The 23,229-nt window shown below is 36.6% G+C and carries 26 protein-coding genes and 1 pseudogene; 7 read left to right on the plus strand and 20 right to left on the minus strand.

Going from position 1 to position 23,229, the window contains the following annotated elements:
* Nucleotides 1-214, plus strand: a 214-nt coding sequence (locus tag FHL06_RS14745; protein WP_238334015.1) for a hypothetical protein, incomplete at its 5' end; no start/stop codon positions are given.
* Here the strand turns inward: FHL06_RS14745 and FHL06_RS09885 are convergent.
* The 10 genes from FHL06_RS09885 to FHL06_RS09930 form a co-directional block, all read right to left on the minus strand.
* Nucleotides 192-602 (minus strand): GtrA family protein, encoded by a 411-nt coding sequence (locus FHL06_RS09885; protein ID WP_153386192.1) that lies wholly within the window; start codon nucleotides 600-602, stop codon nucleotides 192-194. The genes FHL06_RS14745 and FHL06_RS09885 overlap by 23 nt on opposite strands.
* 12 nt (nucleotides 603-614) lie before the next feature.
* Complete coding sequence (locus FHL06_RS09890; protein ID WP_153386194.1) at nucleotides 615-1,412, minus strand: metal ABC transporter permease; 798 nt, start codon at nucleotides 1,410-1,412, stop codon at nucleotides 615-617.
* 3 nt (nucleotides 1,413-1,415) lie between these two features.
* Nucleotides 1,416-2,084, minus strand: a complete 669-nt coding sequence (locus tag FHL06_RS09895; RefSeq protein WP_162000233.1) for an ATP-binding cassette domain-containing protein — start codon at nucleotides 2,082-2,084, stop codon at nucleotides 1,416-1,418.
* Between the two features lie 2 nt (nucleotides 2,085-2,086).
* Complete coding sequence (locus FHL06_RS09900; protein ID WP_153386196.1) at nucleotides 2,087-2,962, minus strand: metal ABC transporter solute-binding protein, Zn/Mn family; 876 nt, start codon at nucleotides 2,960-2,962, stop codon at nucleotides 2,087-2,089.
* Nucleotides 2,963-3,081: 119 nt separating this feature from the next.
* A complete protein-coding gene (locus FHL06_RS09905; RefSeq protein WP_153386198.1) occupies nucleotides 3,082-3,702 on the minus strand; it encodes a hypothetical protein in 621 nt (206 codons plus the stop codon).
* 73 nt (nucleotides 3,703-3,775) lie between these two features.
* The gene (locus FHL06_RS09910) at nucleotides 3,776-4,513 is read right to left on the minus strand and encodes an aspartate/glutamate racemase family protein (protein ID WP_153386200.1); all 738 of its coding nucleotides are present in this window, start codon (nucleotides 4,511-4,513) and stop codon (nucleotides 3,776-3,778) included.
* A gap of 4 nt (nucleotides 4,514-4,517) precedes the next feature.
* Entirely contained in the window at nucleotides 4,518-6,047 is a 1,530-nt protein-coding gene (locus tag FHL06_RS09915) for a UDP-N-acetylmuramoyl-L-alanyl-D-glutamate--2,6-diaminopimelate ligase (RefSeq protein WP_153386202.1), read from the minus strand.
* Nucleotides 6,048-6,059: 12 nt separating this feature from the next.
* Nucleotides 6,060-7,301, minus strand: a complete 1,242-nt coding sequence (locus tag FHL06_RS09920; protein WP_153386204.1) for a D-alanyl-D-alanine carboxypeptidase family protein — start codon at nucleotides 7,299-7,301, stop codon at nucleotides 6,060-6,062.
* A gap of 16 nt (nucleotides 7,302-7,317) precedes the next feature.
* The gene (locus FHL06_RS09925) at nucleotides 7,318-8,418 is read right to left on the minus strand and encodes a sensor histidine kinase (protein WP_153386206.1); all 1,101 of its coding nucleotides are present in this window, start codon (nucleotides 8,416-8,418) and stop codon (nucleotides 7,318-7,320) included.
* 3 nt (nucleotides 8,419-8,421) lie between these two features.
* Nucleotides 8,422-9,108, minus strand: coding sequence for a response regulator transcription factor (locus FHL06_RS09930; protein ID WP_153386208.1), 687 nt, complete (start codon nucleotides 9,106-9,108; stop codon nucleotides 8,422-8,424).
* Between the two features lie 105 nt (nucleotides 9,109-9,213).
* Here FHL06_RS09930 and FHL06_RS09935 point away from each other — a divergent pair, with 105 nt between their 5' ends.
* Nucleotides 9,214-9,411 carry a hypothetical protein gene (locus tag FHL06_RS09935; RefSeq protein ID WP_153386210.1) on the plus strand — a complete coding sequence of 66 codons (198 nt, stop codon included), beginning with the start codon at nucleotides 9,214-9,216 and terminating at the stop codon, nucleotides 9,409-9,411.
* Nucleotides 9,412-9,503: 92 nt separating this feature from the next.
* On the opposite strand, the gene FHL06_RS09940 is transcribed toward FHL06_RS09935, so the two are convergent.
* The 6 genes from FHL06_RS09940 to rsmG all read right to left on the minus strand — a co-directional run bounded on the left by FHL06_RS09940 (nucleotide 9,504) and on the right by rsmG (nucleotide 14,105).
* Nucleotides 9,504-10,250 carry a DUF1129 domain-containing protein gene (locus tag FHL06_RS09940; RefSeq protein WP_153386212.1) on the minus strand — a complete coding sequence of 249 codons (747 nt, stop codon included), beginning with the start codon at nucleotides 10,248-10,250 and terminating at the stop codon, nucleotides 9,504-9,506.
* Between the two features lie 14 nt (nucleotides 10,251-10,264).
* A complete protein-coding gene (gene ychF / locus FHL06_RS09945; RefSeq protein WP_153386214.1) occupies nucleotides 10,265-11,368 on the minus strand; it encodes a redox-regulated ATPase YchF in 1,104 nt (367 codons plus the stop codon).
* A 3-nt stretch (nucleotides 11,369-11,371) separates the two neighbouring features.
* Entirely contained in the window at nucleotides 11,372-11,635 is a 264-nt protein-coding gene (locus FHL06_RS09950; protein ID WP_153386216.1) for a DUF951 domain-containing protein, read from the minus strand.
* A 9-nt stretch (nucleotides 11,636-11,644) separates the two neighbouring features.
* Nucleotides 11,645-12,514, minus strand: a complete 870-nt coding sequence (locus FHL06_RS09955) for a ParB/RepB/Spo0J family partition protein (protein ID WP_153386218.1) — start codon at nucleotides 12,512-12,514, stop codon at nucleotides 11,645-11,647.
* On the minus strand, nucleotides 12,495-13,271 hold the full coding sequence (locus FHL06_RS09960) for a ParA family protein (RefSeq protein WP_153386220.1): 777 nt from the start codon (nucleotides 13,269-13,271) through the stop codon (nucleotides 12,495-12,497). Before FHL06_RS09960 ends, FHL06_RS09955 begins: the two co-directional genes overlap by 20 nt.
* A gap of 108 nt (nucleotides 13,272-13,379) precedes the next feature.
* Nucleotides 13,380-14,105 carry a 16S rRNA (guanine(527)-N(7))-methyltransferase RsmG gene (gene rsmG / locus FHL06_RS09965; protein WP_153386222.1) on the minus strand — a complete coding sequence of 242 codons (726 nt, stop codon included), beginning with the start codon at nucleotides 14,103-14,105 and terminating at the stop codon, nucleotides 13,380-13,382.
* A gap of 171 nt (nucleotides 14,106-14,276) precedes the next feature.
* Between rsmG and FHL06_RS09970 the strand changes: the two genes are divergently transcribed.
* Together FHL06_RS09970 and FHL06_RS09975 are read left to right on the plus strand one after the other, a co-directional pair.
* Nucleotides 14,277-14,708, plus strand: coding sequence for a GNAT family N-acetyltransferase (locus FHL06_RS09970; RefSeq protein ID WP_153386224.1), 432 nt, complete (start codon nucleotides 14,277-14,279; stop codon nucleotides 14,706-14,708).
* 18 nt (nucleotides 14,709-14,726) lie between these two features.
* The gene (locus FHL06_RS09975) at nucleotides 14,727-15,251 is read left to right on the plus strand and encodes a GNAT family N-acetyltransferase (protein WP_153386226.1); all 525 of its coding nucleotides are present in this window, start codon (nucleotides 14,727-14,729) and stop codon (nucleotides 15,249-15,251) included.
* Nucleotides 15,252-15,342: 91 nt separating this feature from the next.
* Here the strand turns inward: FHL06_RS09975 and FHL06_RS09980 are convergent, their stop codons facing one another.
* Nucleotides 15,343-15,795, minus strand: coding sequence for a CopY/TcrY family copper transport repressor (locus FHL06_RS09980; RefSeq protein WP_153386228.1), 453 nt, complete (start codon nucleotides 15,793-15,795; stop codon nucleotides 15,343-15,345).
* Nucleotides 15,796-16,086: 291 nt separating this feature from the next.
* On the opposite strand from FHL06_RS09980, the pseudogene FHL06_RS09985 reads away from it, so the two are divergent.
* Nucleotides 16,087-16,746: pseudogene (locus tag FHL06_RS09985) on the plus strand (EAL domain-containing protein); the annotation flags it as partial.
* Between the two features lie 469 nt (nucleotides 16,747-17,215).
* On the opposite strand, the gene FHL06_RS09990 reads toward FHL06_RS09985, so the two are convergent.
* Nucleotides 17,216-18,538: a C1 family peptidase gene (locus FHL06_RS09990; RefSeq protein WP_153386230.1), complete on the minus strand. Its 1,323-nt coding sequence runs from the start codon at nucleotides 18,536-18,538 to the stop codon at nucleotides 17,216-17,218.
* A gap of 57 nt (nucleotides 18,539-18,595) precedes the next feature.
* Here FHL06_RS09990 and FHL06_RS09995 point away from each other — a divergent pair, with 57 nt between their 5' ends.
* On the plus strand, nucleotides 18,596-19,267 hold the full coding sequence (locus FHL06_RS09995) for a type 1 glutamine amidotransferase (RefSeq protein ID WP_153386232.1): 672 nt from the start codon (nucleotides 18,596-18,598) through the stop codon (nucleotides 19,265-19,267).
* A gap of 178 nt (nucleotides 19,268-19,445) precedes the next feature.
* Nucleotides 19,446-21,116, plus strand: a complete 1,671-nt coding sequence (locus tag FHL06_RS10000; protein WP_153386234.1) for a hypothetical protein — start codon at nucleotides 19,446-19,448, stop codon at nucleotides 21,114-21,116.
* A gap of 185 nt (nucleotides 21,117-21,301) precedes the next feature.
* Here FHL06_RS10000 and FHL06_RS10005 read toward each other — a convergent pair whose 3' ends face one another.
* Nucleotides 21,302-22,492 (minus strand): acetate/propionate family kinase, encoded by a 1,191-nt coding sequence (locus FHL06_RS10005; RefSeq protein ID WP_153386236.1) that lies wholly within the window; start codon nucleotides 22,490-22,492, stop codon nucleotides 21,302-21,304.
* A 56-nt stretch (nucleotides 22,493-22,548) separates the two neighbouring features.
* Nucleotides 22,549-23,142 carry an ECF transporter S component gene (locus FHL06_RS10010; RefSeq protein WP_153386238.1) on the minus strand — a complete coding sequence of 198 codons (594 nt, stop codon included), beginning with the start codon at nucleotides 23,140-23,142 and terminating at the stop codon, nucleotides 22,549-22,551.
* Nucleotides 23,143-23,229 lie beyond the last annotated feature (87 nt).

Consider the following 23,229-nt stretch of genomic DNA (forward strand, 5'->3'; position numbering starts at 1 on the left):
ATATTTTTTCATAGCTTGTACAATAGGCAACCCATTATTAACATCTGTTATACAAGCCAATTTAATATCTTTTGAAAACAAAGAAAACCCTCCCGTTGGATTACTCCAACTAGGAGGGTTCACTTCAGAACTGAAAAAGGTCCTCTCTTTTTCTATACATCAAAATCAAATTTTCAAAAAAAAGAATCTCCCTAACTCCTCTTCCGAAAAATAATAAACTTACTAAAAATATAATTCAAAACAACCACGACCACATTAGCAATGAACTTAACCAACAATCCATTCCAACCTAACAACGAAACACCAATCGTCATCGTTCCCTGATCGATCACCCAAGAGGCAGCTCTAAACAAGAAAAATGATCCCATTTCTTTCCAAAAAGCGCCCCAAGTACTGGTATGGGAATTAAAAACCCACAACTTATTAGTAACGTAGGCAAAAAGGACTGACAAAACATATGCGACAGCATTGGCAATCTGATAATTCCAGCCTAAAAATTGCCATAAAATATCGAAACTAGCGATATTAACGACAGTTGTTAAAACTCCAAAAAATAAATAAGGGATCGTATCTTTATATTTCTTCCACAATTCTTCTATCATTTAATTTATTCCTTAATGGTTTAATTTCCAATTTTTATAACTTAATCCTAAGAAGTAAGCAATCACTTCAAAAGCTGAAATGAAGAAGGTCACTGGCCAATTAGTTACAAAAGCTAAGTATAGTCCTAACCAAACTCCAGCAAGCGACAATCCTACTGACACCATAATTAACTTAGGAACGGTATGGACTAAATACTTAGCCGTTGCTCCAGGAAGAGTCAATAGAACGAAAACTAATAATGAACCTACGATTTGAGCACCAATACTGACGCTTAGAGCCAAAGTTACTAAAAAAGCGATAGAGAGTAATCGAGTCTTTAAACCGGCTGCACGGGCTCCAATATGGTCAAATGAGTCAAATGAAAGTGGCTTATAGAAAATTATGAAAACAAAAATTACAAATAAAGCCAAAATCATTAATTGCTGAACTTCCTTGGCACTGATTCCGACAATACTACCAAATAAGATGTTAGTAGCATAACTACTGGATTCAGATGACAACGACAAGAATAAAATTCCTAAACCAATGAACAGCGATGAAATAGCACTGATTGAAGCCTCACGCCGAGACGATTCTGTGCTCAAACTGCCGACTGCAATTGAACTGACCAAAGTAAAGAGAATCATCCCTGCTAATGGTGATATTCCCACTAGAATGCCAAATGCCGCTCCAGCAAAGCCAATTTCTGACAACGTGTGCGACAGAAAAGACATGTTGCGAGATACAACGAAGACCCCGACTAATCCAGCCGTTATAGCGATAAAAGTACTAGCAATAAAGGCCTCGCGCATAAATTCATATCCAAACATCTTTTAACCACCCATCTCGAACATCTCTTCAGAAATGTCACTCACATTAACTTCTTTAATCGTTTTATTCTGGAAGAAAAGTGCTCGACTCGTATATTTCTTAGTCAATTCGTAATCATGCGTAATGAAAATGACTGTTAAATTATACTTCTGATTTAGTTCTTGCACTAAATCCATCAACTGCATCTTGACCTCAACATCCAAACTAGCCGTCGATTCATCCAAAATCAAAACCTTCGGGTCGTTCAACAAAGCCTGGGCCAGATAAGCCTTTTGCTTTTCACCACCAGAAGCTAAGCCTAATGGACGATTTTTTAATTGCGTCAGACCCGTCTTTTCCAAAATGTTTTTGATCAATTCATCGTTTTCACGCTTCTTAGTTGGACTAAAAGTGAATTTTAGATTCAAGCGAATAAACTGCTCAATATTCAAAGGATAATCTAAATCAATGTTTCTAAATTGAGGAACGTAGCCAATCGACTGCTTGTTATCAAGCGACAATTCGCCGCTAGTCTTTTTCTCTAATCCCATCATGATTTTAACCAAAGTCGTTTTCCCAGACCCATTAGGACCAATCAAACTAATAAAGTCGCCATCATTGATTTTGAAGTTGAGATTTTCAAAAACTAGTTGTTGCCCAAATTTCTTGGTTAGATCTTTTGCTTCAATCACAGTTATTTCTTCACTATCCTTTCAATCTGCGTAATATTGCTGTTCATCCAATCATAATAACCTAAATCGCTAGGCAAAGTTTCCGTAAAGTAAACGATTGGAACATGATGCTTTTTCGCTAAGGCTGTCATTTTAGTAATGATTCCACTAGTAACTTGCTTATTGACCACTAAAAAACTAACTTTGTGGTTTTTTAAGCCTTGTTCCATTTTCTCAACATCTTCAATGGAAGGGTCCGTGTCATCTTCAATCGATTTGGCAAAATGCGGATTAGCAATCGACATCCCTAAATCCTTTAACAAGTAATAAGGCAAAGGTTCAGTTGCATAAGCCTTTTTCCCATCAGTGTACTTTTTCAAAGCTTTTTCTCTTTTGATCAAGCGTCCCAATTTTAAATCGTATTTCTTAAAGTTAGCTTGATAATAAGCTTGATTCTTGGGATCGATTTTTTTCATGTGTTGATAAACGCTACGCGTCAATTTCTGAACGTTTGAAACGCCAAACCAAACGTGTTCATTAGCGCCATCTTCTTTTTTCAAAACGTCGCTTGAGAAATCAATCAAATTTTTATTCTGACTATTGGCAGTCACAATTTTATTGATCCAATCGTCATATCCCAGACCACTGGAAACAATCAGTTGTGAGTCAGCCACTTGCTTAGCATCGTTACTCGATGGCGAAAAGCTATGTGGATCAACATTGACTGATTCGATGATTGATTTGACTTGGTACTTGTCCCCGACGACGCTTTCAATCGGTTCAATATATGTATTGACCGTTGTTGTGATAAGTTTCTTGGAAGCAGTTCTTTGACTGCACCCGCCTACAAATATCAGTAGCGAAAATAAAACTAATAAGAAGATTCTTTTTTTTCGCATTTATTATCCTCTATTCAAATAATTGCATAACTAAAATAGAGGTCAGAACAAAACTTAAGTTTTGTACCGACCTCTTAAAAATATAACTAATTCTTATTGTAATGGCAAGTTATGCGTTATTACCAAATTTGAAAATATTGACCATTGGCAGGAACTAAATAGCTTCCCACTGGCGTATCGGAATTTTTACTATAAATATTGATTTGATATCCACTAGTATTGTTCCAAGATATTTTCCCATTGGCCACATATTGCGTTGTTGTCTTGTCATATGTGGAACTTAATTGGTCAGCCAGATACTCAACCGCTTGTGTCGATGTAGTTATATTAACACTTTGTTGAGCTTGGCTGTCCTGATTTTGTGAATCTTGACTACTGTCTGTTGTTGAATTTTTTGTATCATTATTATTGTCGTTTTGATTAGTTGACGTACTTTGATTTGAAGAAGAATTTTGGTTATCTGTACTTTGAGAAGTACTTTGGGAAGCACTATTGCCATTAGATTCACTATTTGAATCATTGCTTGATTCCTTTTCAGACTCAGTTGAGGCTGATCTAGTAGAATTGGCAACTCTAGCAGATTTCTTCTTCTTAGGCGTTTTTTTAGCCGATTTTTTAGTACTCTTTGGTGTTTGTTCAGACTTAGCATTTGAGTGAGTTTCAGTTGATTGCTGATTAGCGCAACCGCCTAGCACTAAGGCTGATAAGATAACCGCAAAAATAGATAATCTCTTAAACATGGCGAAGTACCTCCTTATACATCAAATATTATATAAGATATACGTGAAACTTCGCAATGTTTCTTGTGAAACGTTAATAAATCTTAGTAAAATCGATTTTTTCTCCACGACGAATCTTTTCGCCAAATTCAATTGATTTTTCAACGATAACTTCTTGACCATCAACTACTTGATAAGGGTGATCAGGAGATTTTTCTTGTGCCAAAGATAATTCGGTACATCCCAAAACAATCACATCGCAATTAAATTTTTCGTGCATTGTCTTCAAGATGTCATGATACTTAGCAGCATCAACTTTACCTTTAACTTTAATATCGTCATAAATCAAACTTTCAACTTGGTCTTGAACAGCTTGGTCGCCCAAACTATATTCAAATCCAGCGTCTTTAATTTCATTTTCATAAACGTGATCAGCAATCGTACCCTTGGTAGCAATTAAACCAACTTTTTTAGCTTGTGGATATTTTTTGCTAATCATGCTGATTGCCATGTGTGGCATATGAATAATAGGAACATCAGTAACTGCTTGCAATTCTTTATAGTAATAATGTGCTGTATTGCAGATAATCACCATAAATTCAGGATGCAATAAGCTTTGTTGCTTAATGTCTTCAGCCAATGGAGGCAAAAAGCTGGGTTTACTGTGATCCAAAATATGTGCTGTCCGATCAGGAACAGTAGAATGATTGACTAAGATATAATCCAAATAATCTTGGTCTTTTTTAGTAGGGGTCATTTCATTTAGTAAATGAATGTAGCTTTCAGTAGCTAAACTTCCCATACCACCAATTACTGTAAAGAACTTTTTCATATTACTAATCCTCAATATCCTTCAAAATTTTCCGTGCGACTACAGGATCGCTGGCGTAAGGAACGTCAACTCCCTTAGTCTTTTGATAAGCATCGTTTCCTTTAGCCGCTAAAACGATGATATCGTCGCCTTTACTTGAAGTAATCATTTCACGAATAGCTTTTTCACGATCCAAGATAGTTTTAACTTGGACTTTTTCGTGATCGATCTTTTCGTCGATTTGCTTACAAATATCAGCTGGGTCTTCAAATCCAGGATCATCGGTTGTTAAGATAGCAGAATCAGCTAATTCATTAAGAATCCGTGAAAAGCCTGCACGTCTTGAAACTCCCTTATCGCCAGGACTTCCAACGACAACCTTAATCTTGGACTTTGGATATTCACGTTTCAAAAAGCTCAAAAGAGCATTCATACTAGCATAATTATGTGCATAGTCGATAAAGATCGTTCCGTGAGAGTTGGTATTAATGTGCTCCATTCTCCCCGGGACGAACGCTACTTTTAAACTTTCAACGATCACCTCGTTTTTGACACCCATAATCTTAGCAGCAGTTATTGCAGCCCCTGCGTTCAATTCATTGAAATCACCTACAAGACCGAGGTCATATGTATATTCGCCTTTATCTTGTAAGTCTTCTGCCTTATCGCTTTCAGCTGTGTAAGTGAAGACAGAATCGTTTAAATTAGATTCTTTGTTACGGATACTGAAATCAGTATCAGCGACTTCATTTTTAGCAAAACGATAAATATCTTTATCGTCGCTAGTTTCTTTGGCAGCAGCATAAACTTTGTCGTAATCATCTGTTTGACGATTAATGATATTAACTTTGGAATTGATCATCAATTGTTTCTTGCAATTTAAGTAATCTTCATAAGTTGGATGTTCATTAGGTCCAATATGGTCTGGAGTGATATTTAAGAAACCACCAATATCAAACTTCAAGCCGTAAACACGATTCTTCTTGTAAGCTTGTGAAGAAACTTCCATCACAAGATACTTTAATCCATTGTCGACGCATCTTCTCATATCACGGAATAGTTCCAATGATTCTGGAGTCGTCAAATCTGACTTGAACTCATCTTTAGGATTTGGTCCAACGATTCGATCAACAGTTGAAAAGAGGCCAACTTGCTTTGGATAGGCATTCTTCAAAATGTCGTAAGTAAAGTATGAAGTTGTCGTCTTACCTTTTGTACCAGTAAAGGCTACGATGAATAAATCATCTTCAGGATTGCCATAATACTTAGCACTCAACAAAGCCAAAGCTTTAGAGGCGCTTTTGACAACCAAACGGTCAACATCTTTGTTGTATTCCTTTTCTGAAACGTAAATTTTGGCACCATTTTTAATAGCTTGATCCAAGTAATCAGCTTTAAAATTATTGCCTTTGCAAAAGAAGATACCATTAGATTGGTCTTCTTTTGAGTTGTAACTAATATTAGTTACTTCGAGGTTTTCATCGCTAACTGAACTCGAAACCAGTAAATCATGCTTCTTCAAAATCTCTATAGCATTACTTATTTTTAAACTCATTTTTTCACACTCCTAAAATAAATGGTTAAAAAATTCTACGATTTGATCCCACCAAGATTTCTGGTTCGTCTTCTTATGTATTACTTTTTTAACATCTGCCTTTTTGAATGGAAGATAACCACCACTTGTATTAGCGACAATCAGTTTTACCGTTTGCTTCTTATGCTTTGCGGCAAAACCTAAGTCATCACTACTTCTAGTATAACTCAATTGTGCAACATTAAATTTTTTCGGCAGCCAAAAATAAATTGAATCATAAACTTTATATTTTTTATTATTGATTTTGACGTTTTGTCCCTTGTCTAGGACCTTTTTATACTCATAATTATCTTTTAAATAATGAACTAATTTTTGGGTACTGCGGAACCTTTTATCCTTGTCTGTCTTTTCACCCTTAGCGTCCAAGACGATTGTGACGATACGAGTATTGTCTAAAGGCAAAGTCCCTACGAATGAATCGCCAGCAGCTTCTGTCGTCCCAGTTTTTAGGCCATCAAATTCATAGCCGGATTGATAATCGCGACCACCCTTTAATAACAAATTCAGTGAGTCATAGACTTTAATTTCATTGTCGACGGGAAATGACAATTTAGATTGTGAAGTGGTCTTTAGAATTTCCGGATATTTATCCAAAACATGTTTAACGACCACGCCAATATCATCAGCGGAAAGTTTATTTTCACCATCTTTTGGACCAACGTACATGCCCTTCTTCAAGTCGGAATTATTTAGGCCTGAAACGTTATACAACTGGGCATTTTTTATTCCCCAATCTTTGAGGGTTTGGCGCATCATTTTAACAAATTTTGCCTGACTGCCGGCAACTTCATCAGCTAACACCATCGCGGCTGAGTTGGACGAAACAATCCAAGCAGCGTTATACAAGTCTTTAACTGAATACTGTTTATCAGCATCCAAGCGCACATTAGTTAAAGCGCTGTCTTGGGTCATTTCTGCTTCTTGAGCAGTTGGAGTCAATTTATCTTCTTCAGTAAATTTTCCTTCTCTAATGGCTTTTGTCACTAAATACAAAGTGATGATCTTTGTGATTGAACCGATGGCCACCTTTTTATCTGCATTTTGTTTGTAGATAACTTGGCCACTATTCTCATCAAAGATCATCCCCGCAGTAGCATTCATTTCTGGTTGTTGACTGACTGTCGTCGTTGTTGCTTCGACAGTCGTTGAAAAAATTGGCAATATCAACAAAAACATCGATAAAACCAATAGTAATTTCTTAGTGAAACCTTTCATTTTTAAACCTCACAGATCAGTTTTGTGATTGGGTGATGGGAAAGTGACTGATAAATGATGTTTTATCTTTATCCGAAGTTACGGCAATCGTCCCACCATGCAATTTCACCATGCTTTGAGCAATGGCTAGTCCTAACCCAGTTCCGCCGGTCTTTTTAGAACGTGAATCCTCAACTCGATAAAAACGATCAAAGACGTGCTTCAAAGAGTCCTCGGGAATGGGCTGACCATTATTAGCAACTGTGATAACAACCTCTTTGGGCTTTTTTTCAGCTGTTAGCCAAATATGAGTGGCTCCTTTACCATATTTCAAAGCATTCATGATGAGGTTATTGAAGACTCGACCGAGTTTTTCAGTATCGCCTTGCATCATGATCTTATCAGGATTAGAAGTTACGACAATTTCCATTCCTCGTTTGTTAGCTTCTAGTTCAAAGTCGGCTGACATCTGATCCAGCATCTGCACCATATCGAACTTCGTCATATTTAAGCGACTGGTTGCATGCTGAACATTGGCATATTCAAAGAGCGAATTTACCAAATTTTGCATCTCTAAGGACTTTTTATAAGCAATGTGGGTGTACTTTAGGATATGTCCTAAATCGCCGTAATTCTTGCTTTCAATCAATCCTAAATAGCCAATCACTGATGTCAATGGTGTTCTGATATCGTGACTGACATTGCTGATCAACTCATCCTTACTTTTTTCCGAGCGTTCTTGTTCCTTTGCACGGTGATTCATATTTAAAATTAGAAGGTTAAAGCTGTCAATGATTCCTTGCAAATTTTGATTGACTTTGACGTCGATTGGTTTAGTCAACTTATCGCTAGCTACCGACTGCAACGTTTCTTTGATTTGTCGCAATTCCATTTGATGATAAGTACCAATAACTATAACGCAAGTCAAAAATAATTCCAAAACTAGCGTGATGGCTAAAAACCATCCTTTTTGGGACCATAATTGCTCCAGATTATTGAGAAAATTGTTCGTCACTGAGCTTGTTCCCAGTGAACTGATTAAAATTGCATTGATTATCTGAAATAAAAGAAAGGTGCCTATTCCTTCAAGCAGGAGGACACCTTTAGCTTTTACGTTCAGTTTGATTCGTTTTTTCAAAAATCAAACCTCCACTTTATAGCCGACGCCCCAAACGGTCTCGATAACTTTTTCTCCGTTGGTAGCTTCTTCTAATTTATCGCGCAAATGACTAACGTGTACCATAACGGTCTTAGCCGATACGACGCTTTCTTGCTTCCAAACTCTTTCAAAAATTTCATCGGCTGAAAACACTCGATTGGGGTGACTTGCTAACAAATAGAGCACGCCAAATTCTAGAGCCGTTAGTTGAACCTTTTGACCAGAATCTGTCACGACTTCATGAGAATCCTTATAAATTGTGATTGGTCCTACCTCAAGTTTATCAGGCACATTTTTTGCTGACTGCTGAGTGCTTCGACGTAAGAGCGAGCGAATCCGAGCCATAATCTCCAAAGGATTAAATGGCTTCGTTACATAGTCGTCGGCTCCAGTAATAAGACCTTGTATCTTATCCATATCAGTCGTTTTAGCTGACACGATAATAATTGGAATCTGGGAATTTTTACGAACTCGTTTAACGACCTCGATTCCATCAATTCCAGGCATCATGATATCCAAAACCATCAAGCCGATGTCGCTGTGAGCAGACAATTGGTCTAGTGCTTCTTGACCTGAATTGGCTGCTATCGCCTCGTAACCCTCATTTTTAATATAGATACTAAGTAATTCAACAATTTCTTTATCGTCATCCACCACTAAGATTTTCATTTATATAAACCTCTCAAGCGTACATATATTTACAAGTTTACAACTAGTTAATATTATACAATAATATGGAAGTAGATTACTAATTAGACATGAAAGTGAGCCTATATGGAATATTTAAGAAAACGCATGAAGTTCTTATTGATCATTACTTTTTCCGTTGCCATTATCTTATTCGTCCAATATGAGATAAATTACGACAAAACGCTTGATATCAAAAAGGTCGGCATCTACATGACTTTGTTGAAAATTGCTTGCGGTGGTTATGGACTTTACGGGTTGATTCAGTTTTTCCGGGTAAAATAAAAAGAACTCAATAAAATTTCCAAAAAAATAGACAGAATAATCATCTTTTTGATTATTCTGTCTATTTTTGAATTTATTAATTAAAAGGTTAATTAAAAGAATGAACGATCATGAATGCCCATTGTCTTACGGAAAGCAAATCTTACACCATAAGCAACCACAGCCGCAATGAAGTAACCAATTGCATTAAGCGGTGGATTAATAGTTGTAGGTACAGCCGTCATCGCAGCTAGGAAGACGAACATGAACATTAGTCCAACGACTAAATATCCAATCGTGATTCCCCAGCCAGGTCTTTGAGACTTTGGACGTTTCATTTGATTGTTGAACCAAGTCAATAATGCACCCCACATTGCTGACAAGACAACCAATGTGATGATACCTGTTTGACTATTAGGGTCAGGCTTTTTAGTTGTTAAAGCAACGACCCCGTACAAAACGCCAAACAATGCAAAGAATAGTAGAGATGTGTCAATCCATGAAGCCCAAAATGGTGTTGTCTTAGGCTTTTTAACTGGATGCACGATATCTTGAGCTTTTTGAGTTACTGGTCCGTAAAGTTGATTAGCTGGAATACCTTTGATTTGATTATCAACCATTTCTGGAAGAAGTTCATCAATGGCAGTTTTAGCTTCGTCTTCTTTAAAACCGTCATCCATCAAATATTTATTAAGTTTAAAAACATATTCACTATTCTTATTACTTAACTTTTTACGAAGATCATCAGCATTCGCGTTATAGATTTCAGCTTTTACTTCTTCTTTTTTTTCGTTCTTAGCTGAAACAACTTTTTGTTTTTCAGCAGCTTGCTTATTCTTATCTCTTAAATCCTCTGACATTTTACTCCCCCTGGTTAGACATTAAAGCGGAATTCGATGATGTCTCCATCTTGAACTTCGTAATCCTTACCTTCAACGCGTAATTTACCGGCTTCTTTGACGGCTTTTTCACTACCTAATTCGTCCAAGTCACTATAAGCCATTACTTCGGCACGAATGAATCCACGTTCAAAATCAGAGTGGATAATTCCGGCAACTTGAGGTGCTTTCATTCCTTCATGGAAAGTCCAAGCACGTGTTTCCTTGCCACCAGCAGTAAAGAAGGTTCTCAAACCTAATAATTTGTAACTTGCACGAATCAACTTATCAAGTCCAGATTCAGTTACGCCTTCAGCTTCAAGGAATTCTTTTCTTTCATCATCGTCTAATTCAGCGATTTCTTCTTCAGTCTTTGCTGAAACGCCGATAACTTGTGCTTTTTCTTTCTTAGCATAGTCTTCAACAACTTTGTAGTATTTAGAGCTTTCAGGATCAGCCATATCATCTTCAGCAATGTTAGCTACATACAAAACTGGTTTTGATGTTAACAAGAACAATCCCTTAACGATTTTTTGCTCTTCTTCGTTAAAGTCGATTGATCTAACAGCTCCACCTTGTTCAAGAACTGGCTTAATCTTTTCTAAGACAGATAATTCTGCTTGAGCTTCCTTATCCTTAGCACTCTTAGCAGCCTTTTCAACTCGAGTGTAACGTTTGTTGATACTATCAAGATCAGCAATACTCAATTCCAAATTGATTGTTTCAATATCGTCTAGTGGGTCGACTTTACCAGTAACACTAGTAATATCATCATCATCAAAAGCACGAACGACGTGAACGATAGCGTCGACTTGACGAATATTCTCCAAGAATTTATTTCCTAGTCCTTCACCTTTACTTGCGCCTTTAACGATTCCGGCAATATCAGTGAATTCGAAAGTAGTATGAATCAATTTTTTAGCAGGAATCAATGAATCGATTCTTGCCAATCTTTTATCTGGTACTTCAACCATTCCCACATTAGGATCAATAGTAGCGAATGGGTAGTTGGCCATCTCCGCACCAGCTTTTGTAATAGCATTAAATAAAGTTGACTTACCAACGTTTGGTAGTCCGACAATTCCGGCAGTAAGAGCCATCAGTTATTCCTCGTTTCTTTCCATAAAATTAGGTGGCATTAATTGAGCTTTCGTCAAATAATGTTGTTCGTTTTCCGTTTTTACCTGAGCAGCTTGGGTCAAAACTTTTTTGAATTTCTTGTTGAATTCTGCTCGTGGAATCATAACGATATGTCCACAACCTAAGCATTTGACCTTGATGTCCGCACCCAATCGGATAACTTCCCAGCGGTTTTCCCCACAAGCGTGAGGTTTTTTCATTGTGATAATATCTCCAAGTTTAAACATACAATTCCTCTAATCTAAATGGATTCCTAATATGTCTAAAATACGATTCAGGTCATCCGTATTTGTAAAATCAATTTCTAATTTTCCGTGACCGCTACGAGTTTCTTTCACAGAAACTGGCGAGTCGAATCGTTCAACTAGTTTTTCTTCAGTCGCTTTAATAAATGGCGATTTTTGAACGACTTTCTTTTTCTTCTTACTATTATGTTTTGATTCAGTTGCTAATTGTTCAAGTTGGCGAACAGTTAAATCCTCATTGACGGCACGTTTAGCAAGTTTATCGATTTGATCTTTATCTTTCAAGCTAAGTAAGGTTCTGGCTTGCCCCATTGACAATTTGCTGCTTTGAACCAATTTCTTGGTTGCTTCAGGCAAATTCAATAGTCTCAAGTAATTAGCAATGTAAGGACGACTCTTGCCCAAACGTTGCGAGACTTGTTCTTGAGTAAGATTTAATTTAGTAATCAAAGTTTGATAAGCATCAGCTTCTTCAAGAGGTGTCAGATCTTCACGTTGTAAGTTTTCCAAAACGGCAATTTCCATCATCCCTGATTCGCTCAATGGACGAATAATTGCAGGGATAGTAGTCTTTTTAGCAATTTTACTTGCACGGAAACGTCTTTCACCAGCAATGATTTCAAATCCATTCACGCTTTCACGAACGATAATAGGTTGAAAAACGCCATTTTGTTCGATTGAGCTAGCCAGTTCATTCAAAGCATGCTGATCAAAAGTTTTTCTTGGTTGGTAAGGGTTAGGACGGATGTCATCGATGGACAAATCAACAACGGATTCACTGTTCTCATCAATTGCTTCAAATTCTGAGAAAATCGCATCGATACCGCGACCTAAACCTTTTTTATTTTTGTTTGATGCCATTACGCTTTAACACCTCCTTAGCAAGATCACGATAGGCTTTAGCTCCTCTAGACTTGTCATCAAAATCAACGATAGGCAATCCATAACTTGGAGCTTCAGCTAGTCGCGTATTTCTTGGTACGATCGATTTGTAGACGGAATCGCCAAAATATGACTTCACTTCATCTACAACTTGAGCACCCAAGTTAGTTCTAGCATCCAACATTGTAATGAGAACGCCTTCGATAGCTAAGTTCGTATTAAAATGCTTTTGGACTAAACGAATCGTATTCAACAATTGGCTCAAGCCTTCAAGTGCATAGTATTCGCTTTGCACAGGGATAATGATTGAATCGCTTGCCGTAAAAGCATTTGTCGAAAGTTGACCTAGTGAAGGTGGGCAGTCGATCAAAATGATGTCATAATCGGAGTCCACTTCCTCAATACCTGCACGCAGACGCGTCTCACGGGCCATCATCGTGGTCAATTCCATTTCCGCACCGGCCAATTGAATCGTGGCAGGAACGATATCGAGATTTTTATGTTTAGTATGAATAACGGTTTTTCTTAGAGGATATTCATTGACTAAAACATCATAGACATCTTTTTCAACATTGGCTTTTTTAATACCTAGTCCGCTAGTTGCATTCCCTTGAGGATCAGTGTCGACAATCAAGACCCTCTGACCAAGATCTGTCAAACAAGCTCCTAAATTGATAGTGGTAGTAGTTTTTCCTACACCACCTTTTTGATTTGCAACAGATATTTTTCGTGCCATTTTATTCCCCTATCTCTAGAAATATTTATCTATGGTTAATCACTTTTGGCGTTTTTGCCATATCTATATAATCTTATCATTTTTACAGTATTAATTAATACTTAGTGATTATTTCACGAGTGGCTTTTTGGCAGGAGTACCTGGTTTACGAGGATACTTTTTCGGTGTTTTGGAAATTTTAGTAACCATAATAAAATTACGGATTCCTGCATCATTTGGTAGTTCAACTGATTTTTGTTGCTTAACCTCTCCACCCAAAGTTTTGATAGCATATTGAGCAGTTTCAACTTCTTCAGGAGCTTTTTCAGATTTCATTGCAACAAATTGACCACCGATTTTGACTAATGGCAAACAAAATTCAGTTAAAACATTCATTGCTGCAACAGCACGAGCCGTTACAATATCAAACGATTCACGAAATTGTGGATTCTTGCCCACTTCTTCAGCACGTCCATGAACTAAACTGACATCATCCAAGTGCAATTTTTGAACTAAACCGTCTAAAAATTTAATCCGTTTGTTTAATGAATCAACAATCGTAATTTTCAACTTTGGATTAATAATTTTAAGTGGCAATGACGGAAAACCAGCACCCGAACCAACATCACAAAGCGTTAATTCATCGTGTAATAGCTTTTCATCAACGAATCCTAAAACAATTGAATCATAAAAATGTTTTAAATAAACTTGATCCTCGGCGGTAATGGAAGTTAAGTTCATGACTTTATTAGTCTCTACCAACTCATGAAAATAAGTTGCAAATTGTTCTTTTTGAGTTGCACTTAACTCGATGCCCTGTTTTGATAGGGCTTCAAAAAATTCTTCCGGTTTCATTAAATACCTCCACTTGTGAAACACATGTTTCACACTCTTTTATCCTATATTAATGCGCAATTTAATTCAATGATGAGTTGGTGAACTCTTTAGTTTTTATTGTTGCATTTACAACAAAATGATTGTATGATTATCCCAAATCTATTCCTAAAAATCGTGGAGGTTTTTTATATGGTCAGCATTAAAAGTACTAATGAGTTAAGCCCCAAAGAACTAATAGATATCTTAAAGGCGCGAGTGGCTGTTTTTGTTGTCGAACAGAATTGTCCTTATCAAGAAGTCGATGAAGACGACTATAACGATTTGCACGTCTGTTTGGTTGAAAATGACCACTTAAAAGCCTATACCAGAATTATCGATAAGGGTGATCACATTACCTTTGGTCGTGTTCTAATTATGAAGGAATATCGTAAAGCTGGTTTAGGTGAAAAAATCGTTAGTCAAACGATTGAAGAAATTAAAAATAAATTTCCTAACAAACCTATCCAAATTCAAGCTCAAGCCTACTTGCAAAAGTTTTACGAACAATTTGGCTTCAAAGCTATTTCTGATGTTTATTTAGAAGACAATATTCCTCACCTAGATATGCTCATGAAATTTTAATTAAGGGGGGGCGGTTCAATGCCTATAACGACGTTACCAATTGATATTCGAGAAGTTAATTACTCAGATTTGCCACAATTGCATCGACTAAGTGTCGCCACTTTCAACGATACTTTCAATTCTCAAAGCTTTAGTAATTTTTCTGATTACACTCAGACAAATTATAATTATGGACAACTGGCTAGTGAGATGATCAATCCTAATTCTTTCTTCTACTTTATTTTCTTCAATCACAAATTAGCCGGCTACCTCAAGCTAAATATTGACGATGCTCAGTCGCAGTCAGTGGCTGGTGGATTAGAAATCGACCGAATTTATTTGCGTGAAGGTTTCAAATATATGGGACTGGAAGAAAAATTGATTAATTTGGCTTTTGAAAAGGCTAAGAAATTTCATAAAGATACCATTTGGAGCAGCGTTTGGGAACATAACGCCCCCATCATGTATTACTACAAGGAATTTGGTTTCAAAGCCTTTGGTAGTCAGGAATTCAAATTGGAAGATACGATTCAAAAGGACTTAATTATGAAGGTCCATTTTTAAAAAGACATCAAAAAAGCTCCTAATTCGTTTGAATTAGAAGCTTTTTTGATATATTAATTCTGATTTAGTGCCCCTGCCAAGGAACTATATTCTAACACATTGAATCGCAATCTTCTGGTAAACAATCGCATTTCACGTGTTCAGGTGCCGTTTTGATTTTTTCATTCAAAATACCTTGCAAAGACTCTAAATCGCTTTTGCTGAGCTCTAGTGATTCGACCAATTCATTTAACACTGGACCCGTCTTATGAGCGCAGAAGTTATCAAATAGACTATTTGCATATTCATCCATTGTTTCTTGTTCAGCAACAGTTGATGAATAAATATAACGACCCTTTTCTTTTTGACGACTCAAAAATTCTTTTTTAGTCAAACGTGTAATCAAAGTTTTAATCGTTGAATCAGACCACGTTTGTTTCTTTTGCATGAGATTGATTATTTCTGAACTAGTCACATGTTTTAAAGTCCAGACGATTCTCATAATTTGCCATTCAGCTGAAGAAATTTCAACTTTCCTCTGCTCTTTTCTTGCTACAGTATCCATCAAAATCGTCCTCTCTTCCTGACAAGTATTATATACATTATTTATTAGTTTTTATATCCTTTTTTCACTATAAGATTGCGCATATCCTTTTTTAGCCTTAAGTCAGCTTAAATCAAAAAGAACTATAACGGCGTTATAATCATTTATATATTTTGCTAATATTCCATTCCTATATAAAGAAATTATTAATTGATATAAAAAAAGAAATAGCATAAAATTGTTACCTAGAAAAGAGTCTTAATAAGGGTACTAATAAACAGTATTTAATGTCAGGGGGAAGGACATACGAACTATAGTTTTTTTGTACAACCACAAGTAAATAAGTGCAATGATACAGTCTTTGGATATGAGGCTTTATTGCGCAAAGAGGAAAACGGCACCTGGCGGCTTCCCCAAAGCTTCACCGAACTTTGCGTTAGTGATCAAGTTAAATTAATTGAAAAGACTGCTACGATCATCAATCAAAAGACAACTAACAAAAAAGTTATCTCTTTTAATTTGAATAGCAACCAAGCTAACGATCCACTCACTTTAGGAGCCATAATCGCTCTAAAAAAAAGAATCCAACCGATTGATTTAATCATCGAATTGACCGAAGCAATGCCACTAAAAACAATCAAGGAATTCAGTTTGCAATTACACCAATATGACATCTCATTAGTAATCGATGACGTTGGCACTGGATCTAATACCTTTGATAACGTTAAAAACTTATTGCCCTACGTAGATAAAATCAAATTTGCAATGCAAAATCTCCGAACAGACGGCGATGATGAAAAGATACCTGAATATTTATCGTTTTGGGTCCAACAAGCTAGGAAGTACTGTTTAGGCGTTATTTTAGAAGGCGTTGAAAATCGACAGGATCAGATATTAGCTAAGAAATTCGGGATTTTTTTACAACAAGGATACCTGTATGGAAAACCTCAGAGAGTGGAGCAGGACGCTTAGACATCGAGGATTAAGACAATTTCACGAATTGGCTGCGGAGCAGACAAGGCGGGAAATAGGCTTAACCGGAAATGTCTGTCCTGTGGAACTCGTTTTAGTCAGAGAGTGGAGCAAGCCCGGTAGCTACCGAGGATTAGGGCCATTTTGAAAATTGCACGCGTACTTTGCGTGTGAGTTTCAAAATCGTTCTAACCGGAAGTAGCTGGCTTGTGGAACTCGTTTCCGCTATAAACCAGTGAACCCTCGCTATAAAACAGTAAAAACACTTCAATACAAAAATGGTGACGCTAATCTAAAAAAGTTAGATTAACGTCACCATTATTTTTATTCACTAAGTATGCCAAAACGAGCTACGAAAGGGCAACTCCCTACACCTAAGACAATTTCCCAAATCACTCGCAAAGTGCGCGAGCAATTCGTGAAATTGTCTTAGGCTCCGGGAGATGGGCGCCCTTTCTGCGCTCTCTGATTATGATAATGAATCCCATGCTGGCAATACGATTGGTTCGCTATTAAACTCAGCTAATTCTTTATCAGTCAAATATTTCTTATTGATAATAACTTCATAAATATTATTTTCGAACCATTTTTGATCCATTAAGAAATATCCCTTTTCGCCGTTAGCTTCACCCCATGAGTTTTCGACTTTCCAACGATTAGGTTGGCCTTTGACGAGGTTAACGCCTGTTAAGGTCATGGCATGTGAGACTTCAGCTTCTTTATAGTCTAAAGCTAAACCTTTTTCAATCTTTGTATCGATTCCTAACAACTTGTCATATTGGTACAAATTGCCTAGTAGATAGCCGTTTTTGCGGTCTGATTCTTTAGAAACATCATTGCCAAACCAAACTAAGTCGTTGCCTTTCAATTGTTGAATGCTCAAATCTCTTAGACGTTCAATTGGCAAATTCAAGAACTTATCAACTTTTCCGCCAACGATATTTCCCGTCAGATCAATCGTATAAACTTGGTCATACTGCTTGCTTGTTTGAGGAGAATTCTCGATAATAGCATAGTCATCCAAATTAATTGTGAAGTATTGCTTCAAAAATTCCTTTGGCGTGATACTCTCTTCTTCAATCAACTTGTCGCTGTCAGTTCTCAATGACAACTCGAAATCCTTAGGTGGTTGACCAAATGAATAGACGCAAAGTTTGTAAACTTCTGAAAGCATCTCTTCAACTCTTTGGTCAATTTGTTTTTGCGCAATGCCTTTTTTAACCATATCACGCAATTCAATTCCGTTTTTACGTAACATTTTGTTCAAAACCGCGTTAAACTCAGTTGTGTTGTCTGATGCGGCTGTTTCTGGCATCACGTAACTTGGTACGACGCCATACTTTTGAATCAAATTAGCAGCATATTGCCAAAATCCACCATCACCATTTGGGTGGCTGAACAAAGTATTCACTTTGCGGTCTTCAATTGGCAAATCAGCTGTGGCTAAAACGTTTTGTAAGAATAAATTGGATTTTTCCAATCGATCCCAAAATGACAAATAATTTTGCGATAATTCAAAATCCTTCAAATTATTTTTCAAAGCAAATTCGGTTCTCAACGAGTTCAAGGCTGCAAACAACCAGCAACGTCCGGAACGTTTTTGATTTGACACTTTACCAGTATTGATTTCAATATTAAATATAGGGTTCAATTTAGTTTTAACTTCAGGATCCTCAGAAGCACCATACAATCCCACTTGTGCAACAGAATTTTGCAGAACATTATTGGTTGCATCTTGATTTAAGTTCTGTTGAAAATCTGCTAAAATCTTTTTATTGATTTCTTTTGTCAATTCAATCACCTCATTATTCAACTATATTACAATACTTCTAACTCTACGGGAGAAATTATGTCTGACACAATAAAAATTGCTTACTTATATGAAGATTTAATGAATACATATGGAGACAGCGGCGATGTTAAAATCCTCTGCTTCCTGCTTAAAGAAAAAGGTTACGATACTCAAGTTGACAACATCAGTTTGGATATGAAATTTAATGCCTTTGATTACGACTTTCTCTTCTTCGGTGGTGGCCAAGACTTCGAACAATCTGTTATCGCTGGCGACTTGAGACGTCACCGTGAAACTATCAAAGACTATATCGAAGATGATAAACCTATGCTTTGCATCTGTGGTGGCTATCAATTCTTAGGTAAATATTACGAAACAAGTGGCGGAAAAACTATCCAAGGCTTAGACATCTTGCCACTTCATACTATTTTTAAAGCAGATAGCCGCATGATTGGCGACACAGAATATAAAACTGAATGGGGCACAGTTAAAGCTTTTGAAAATCATAGTGGTAGAACTTACTTCGATGATAAGAAAAAGCTCAAACCATTTGGCGTGATGGTCCAAGGTTATGGAAATAATCCTGATGATAAGCAAGAGGGTATGCGTTATAAAAATACCATTGGCAGTTATTCTCACGGTCCCATCTTAAAAAATGAAAATGTTGCTAAAGCTATTGCCGATAAAATTATTACTTCACATAAAGAACGTTTAGCACAAAAAAATTAAAGAAAAACCAATTCAAATTTCAATACGAGACAAAACATTATCCCATTTCTAAACATCTAAAGATACACCTAGACGACAATCTTAAAATAGGAAATTATGTTAAGTCCCGTATTTTTTTTGCACTTTTAAGGTAAAATGATTACATATCCAATTAATTTCATTTATGCAGAGGTTTATTTTGAAAAGTAAAGAAAAAGCATTTCTAATTGTTTCAGATGTTCTCATTTTTTTCATTGTAGCTTACATTATTTTTAAGGGTGGCGTCATTGGAGGCTACGATCCGGGTTTTCACATGGCACGTATCAGTACCTTAGCATCTAACATTTCTCATGGACATTTTCCAAATCCAATTGGCTTTGAATACCTTAATAAATTAGGTTATGGCGTCGGCTTCTTCTATGGAAATTTCTTGCTTTATCCTTTTGCTATCGTTAATGTCTTGGGATTAAGCGACTATCACTCATACTTGCTTTTCCTATTTGTCTTTACTATCTTAAGTATCATTTCAATCAATTACGTAATTCACAAACTGTTCCATAATAACTGGGCTACAATCGTTTCAGCACCCATTTATCTAAGTTCTTATTACTTTTATGGAATCATTTCTACTCGTGCAGCTGCCGGAGAATTAATTGCTTGGGCACTCATTCCTTGGGTACTATTAAGTACTTTTAAATTAGTAAAAGGTCAAACAAAATATTGGCCTATGCTATCTATTTCCCTAGGACTACTCTTCGTTTCACATATCTTGTCATTCTTAATCACTTTAGGTACGGTTCTAATAATTTTTATTATGAATCTTATCCCCGTTTTCAAAAACAAGAAAATCTTCATATCATTTGTTAAATCAGGACTATTCTTCTTAGGCTTAACTAGTGTTTTCCTATTTTCATTCGTTGAACAATATACCGTTCAAAAATACGTCGATACATCTAAAAACGCTGACGGTCAATTTGGACTTATTGCTAATGCGATGTTGAAAAAGAACCCCGTTTTTGATCCTCAACAATTCATCCCTCTTAACGGGACTTTTCTAGTTATTCTATTACTAGCATCATTAATTTTTTATCTGATTAAAGACCGCGGTTTTCGCTTCTCAGATAAACTGATTCCTCAAGCATTTATTGTCATCGCTCTTTACAGCTCTTTATCATTATCGACTGACCTATTGAAATTTGTAGTAAGCATTTTTAAACCTTTAGTTTTATTACAAGTAATTTCTCGTGTTAATGTAATCATCTTGCCATTACTAACATTTATCGTTGCTAGTGCTCTAGGACAAGTCCTTACGAAATTAGGCAATTTTAAAATCCCAGTAACAGGAATCTTTTTAATTTTTATCGCCGTTATAACAATCAACTTCCCTATCAAATCAAATCTCGAATTTGTAGCCACACGCAAAGGTCCAATCACTCCTTTAAGTATCAGTATGGGTGAATACGAACCTGCTGATTTTATGAAATATATGACTACTATTAACCCTAAGCCATTTCCAAAAACTATTGCTCAATCGCAAGGATATACTGTCACTCAAAATAATCATAACGCCGTTACGGTAAAGATTTCTGACAACAAACAAAGTCGGACTATTATGTTGCCACGGCTTTACTATAAGGGCTACCAAGTAACTATTCATTCAAATAATCAAACAAAAGTTGTCCCTGCAAAATCCAAAAATGGATTGGTTGCCACGACTCTACCTAGTTCATTCCATTCTGGGAAAATTAGCGTTGAGTATAAGATGACCACTATTGCAAAAATCGGTTGGCTAATTACAATCATTAACCTATTACTATCTGGATATTGGCTTTTCAAAAATAAATTCACTAAAAAAGAATCTCTAAAATGATTTGTTACTAATATTTATTTATAAAAAATTATTCATAGTAATTTCAGTCGCAGAAATAAACGCGGAACATAACATACTTTTGTGCTAAGAAAAATAGCTCCTGGTAATCAAAATACAATTACCAGGAGCTATTTTCTTAATGCTTGAAAGCTGACCATGTTATGTTCCGCTTTCGCTATCCTTTATTATTTATTTTGTAAACTAGCAACCTGTCGAACCATAGCTAATTCTTCATCAGTTGGAATCAACAAGACCTTGATGGCTGAATCTGAACTACTTATGATTCCTTCTTTTCCAGCTTCATTTAACTTGGAGTCCAATTTAACATTGAAAATCGATAATTTATCAATGATTTCTTGACGCAATTTAGGGTTGTGTTCGCCAATGCCACCAGCGAAAACCAATGCATCAGCTCCATCTAGTTCGGTTAAGTAACTGCCGGCATACTTAATGATGCGGTTGATGAATACTTCAACGGCCAATTTGGCTTGAGGATTAGTCTTTTCTTGAGCTCTGATTTCACGCATATCAGGTGAAATCCCAGAAATTCCTAATAAACCGGACTTTTGATTCAAGAGCATCATGATTTCATCAGGATCACTGACATCAAGCTCTTTCATCAAATATGGCACGAGTGATGGGTCAACGTCGCCTGCTCTAGTTCCCATCGTGACACCAGTCAGTGGCGTGAATCCCATTGAAGTATCAAAGGCCTTACCATTTTTCACAGCGGCTAGAGAAGCACCACTGCCGAGATGCATCGTTACCAAATCAACATCTTTTTGGTCCTTGTGCAATAATTCAGCCGCACGACTAGTCAAATAACCATGTGAAATGCCATGTTCGCCATAACGACGAATTTGATACTTCTGAGTTATTTCATATGGCAAGCTGTAAATTGCATTCATTTCGGGCAAATCAGTAAAGAATTGACTGTCGAACACCGCATACTGCTTAACATCAGGCAAAGTCTGCGCCATCGTTTCGATTCCCTTGGCTTCCATAGGGTTATGCAATGGGGCAAAGTTACTCAATGACTTAATTTCTTGTAAAACTTCCGGTGTGATTTCAACGGCGTGCTTGAAGATTTGGCCTCCAGCAACGACTCGGTGAGCTACCGCCGTAATCTCACTTAAATCTTGAATAATCGTTAACTTTTGTAATTCATCGAACACCATTTTCACAGCGCTACTTTGGCCTAAGTTGTCGACTGTCTTTTGGTATTTCTGATGATTACCATATTTAATTGTAAAGATTGAACCTGGCATGCTGATTCGTTCAACCAAACCATTTGCAAGAACTGTTTCGGCGGGCATTTCAAATAATTGCCACTTTAATGACGAGCTACCTGCATTGATAATTAATGTCTTTTGCATCAAAAAATCACTCTCCTACCTAACTAGGATACCTAATTTTCAGAAAATGTGCTGAACTATTTGTCCAAAAAGCGATTTGTTTTCAGAATAGCGCTAGAAATTGCTGGTGCGATAATAATTGCAGCAATCATTTCTGGAATTCCGTTAGTTCCAACGATAACTAATAACAATTTATTCAAGAGATCAGTCTGAGTTGCATATGCTTGTGCCATAACACTGGCATACATCAGTCGCATCAATCCTAAGACCAAAACGGTATTAATTAAAGAGCCAATACCAGAAGCCACTGCCATCCCTAGGACCTTTTTATTGGTATGATTTTTAAACCACAGATAAATCCACCCGGCAATCAAACCGACGGCAATCCTTGGCAATACGGCAACGACTGGATTAGTAAAAACCGTTGTATCAATAATCGAAGTGGGACTTGTAAAAGCACGGATAATCGTTCCTATTCCCCAAACCAATCCAACAATAGCGCCGTTTTTAGGTCCAAGCACAATGGCGGCCACAATCACCGTTATATGGATAATAGTAATATTAATGAAACCAGTGGGAATAAACCCCAAGAATGGCACCATTGATTGGACAAAAATAATGGCTATTAAAATACCGAGAATGGCTGTCCGATAAGCTTTACGTCTTTGCAAAACTCTGTCTCCCTTTATATGATTTTCTTAATTTTACTTTATTACCAATCAAAGCGCAAAAAAAGAGAGCAAAACATAACTGTATGT

Source organism: Companilactobacillus halodurans (assembly GCF_009600985.1).
Lineage (GTDB): Bacteria > Bacillota > Bacilli > Lactobacillales > Lactobacillaceae > Companilactobacillus > Companilactobacillus halodurans.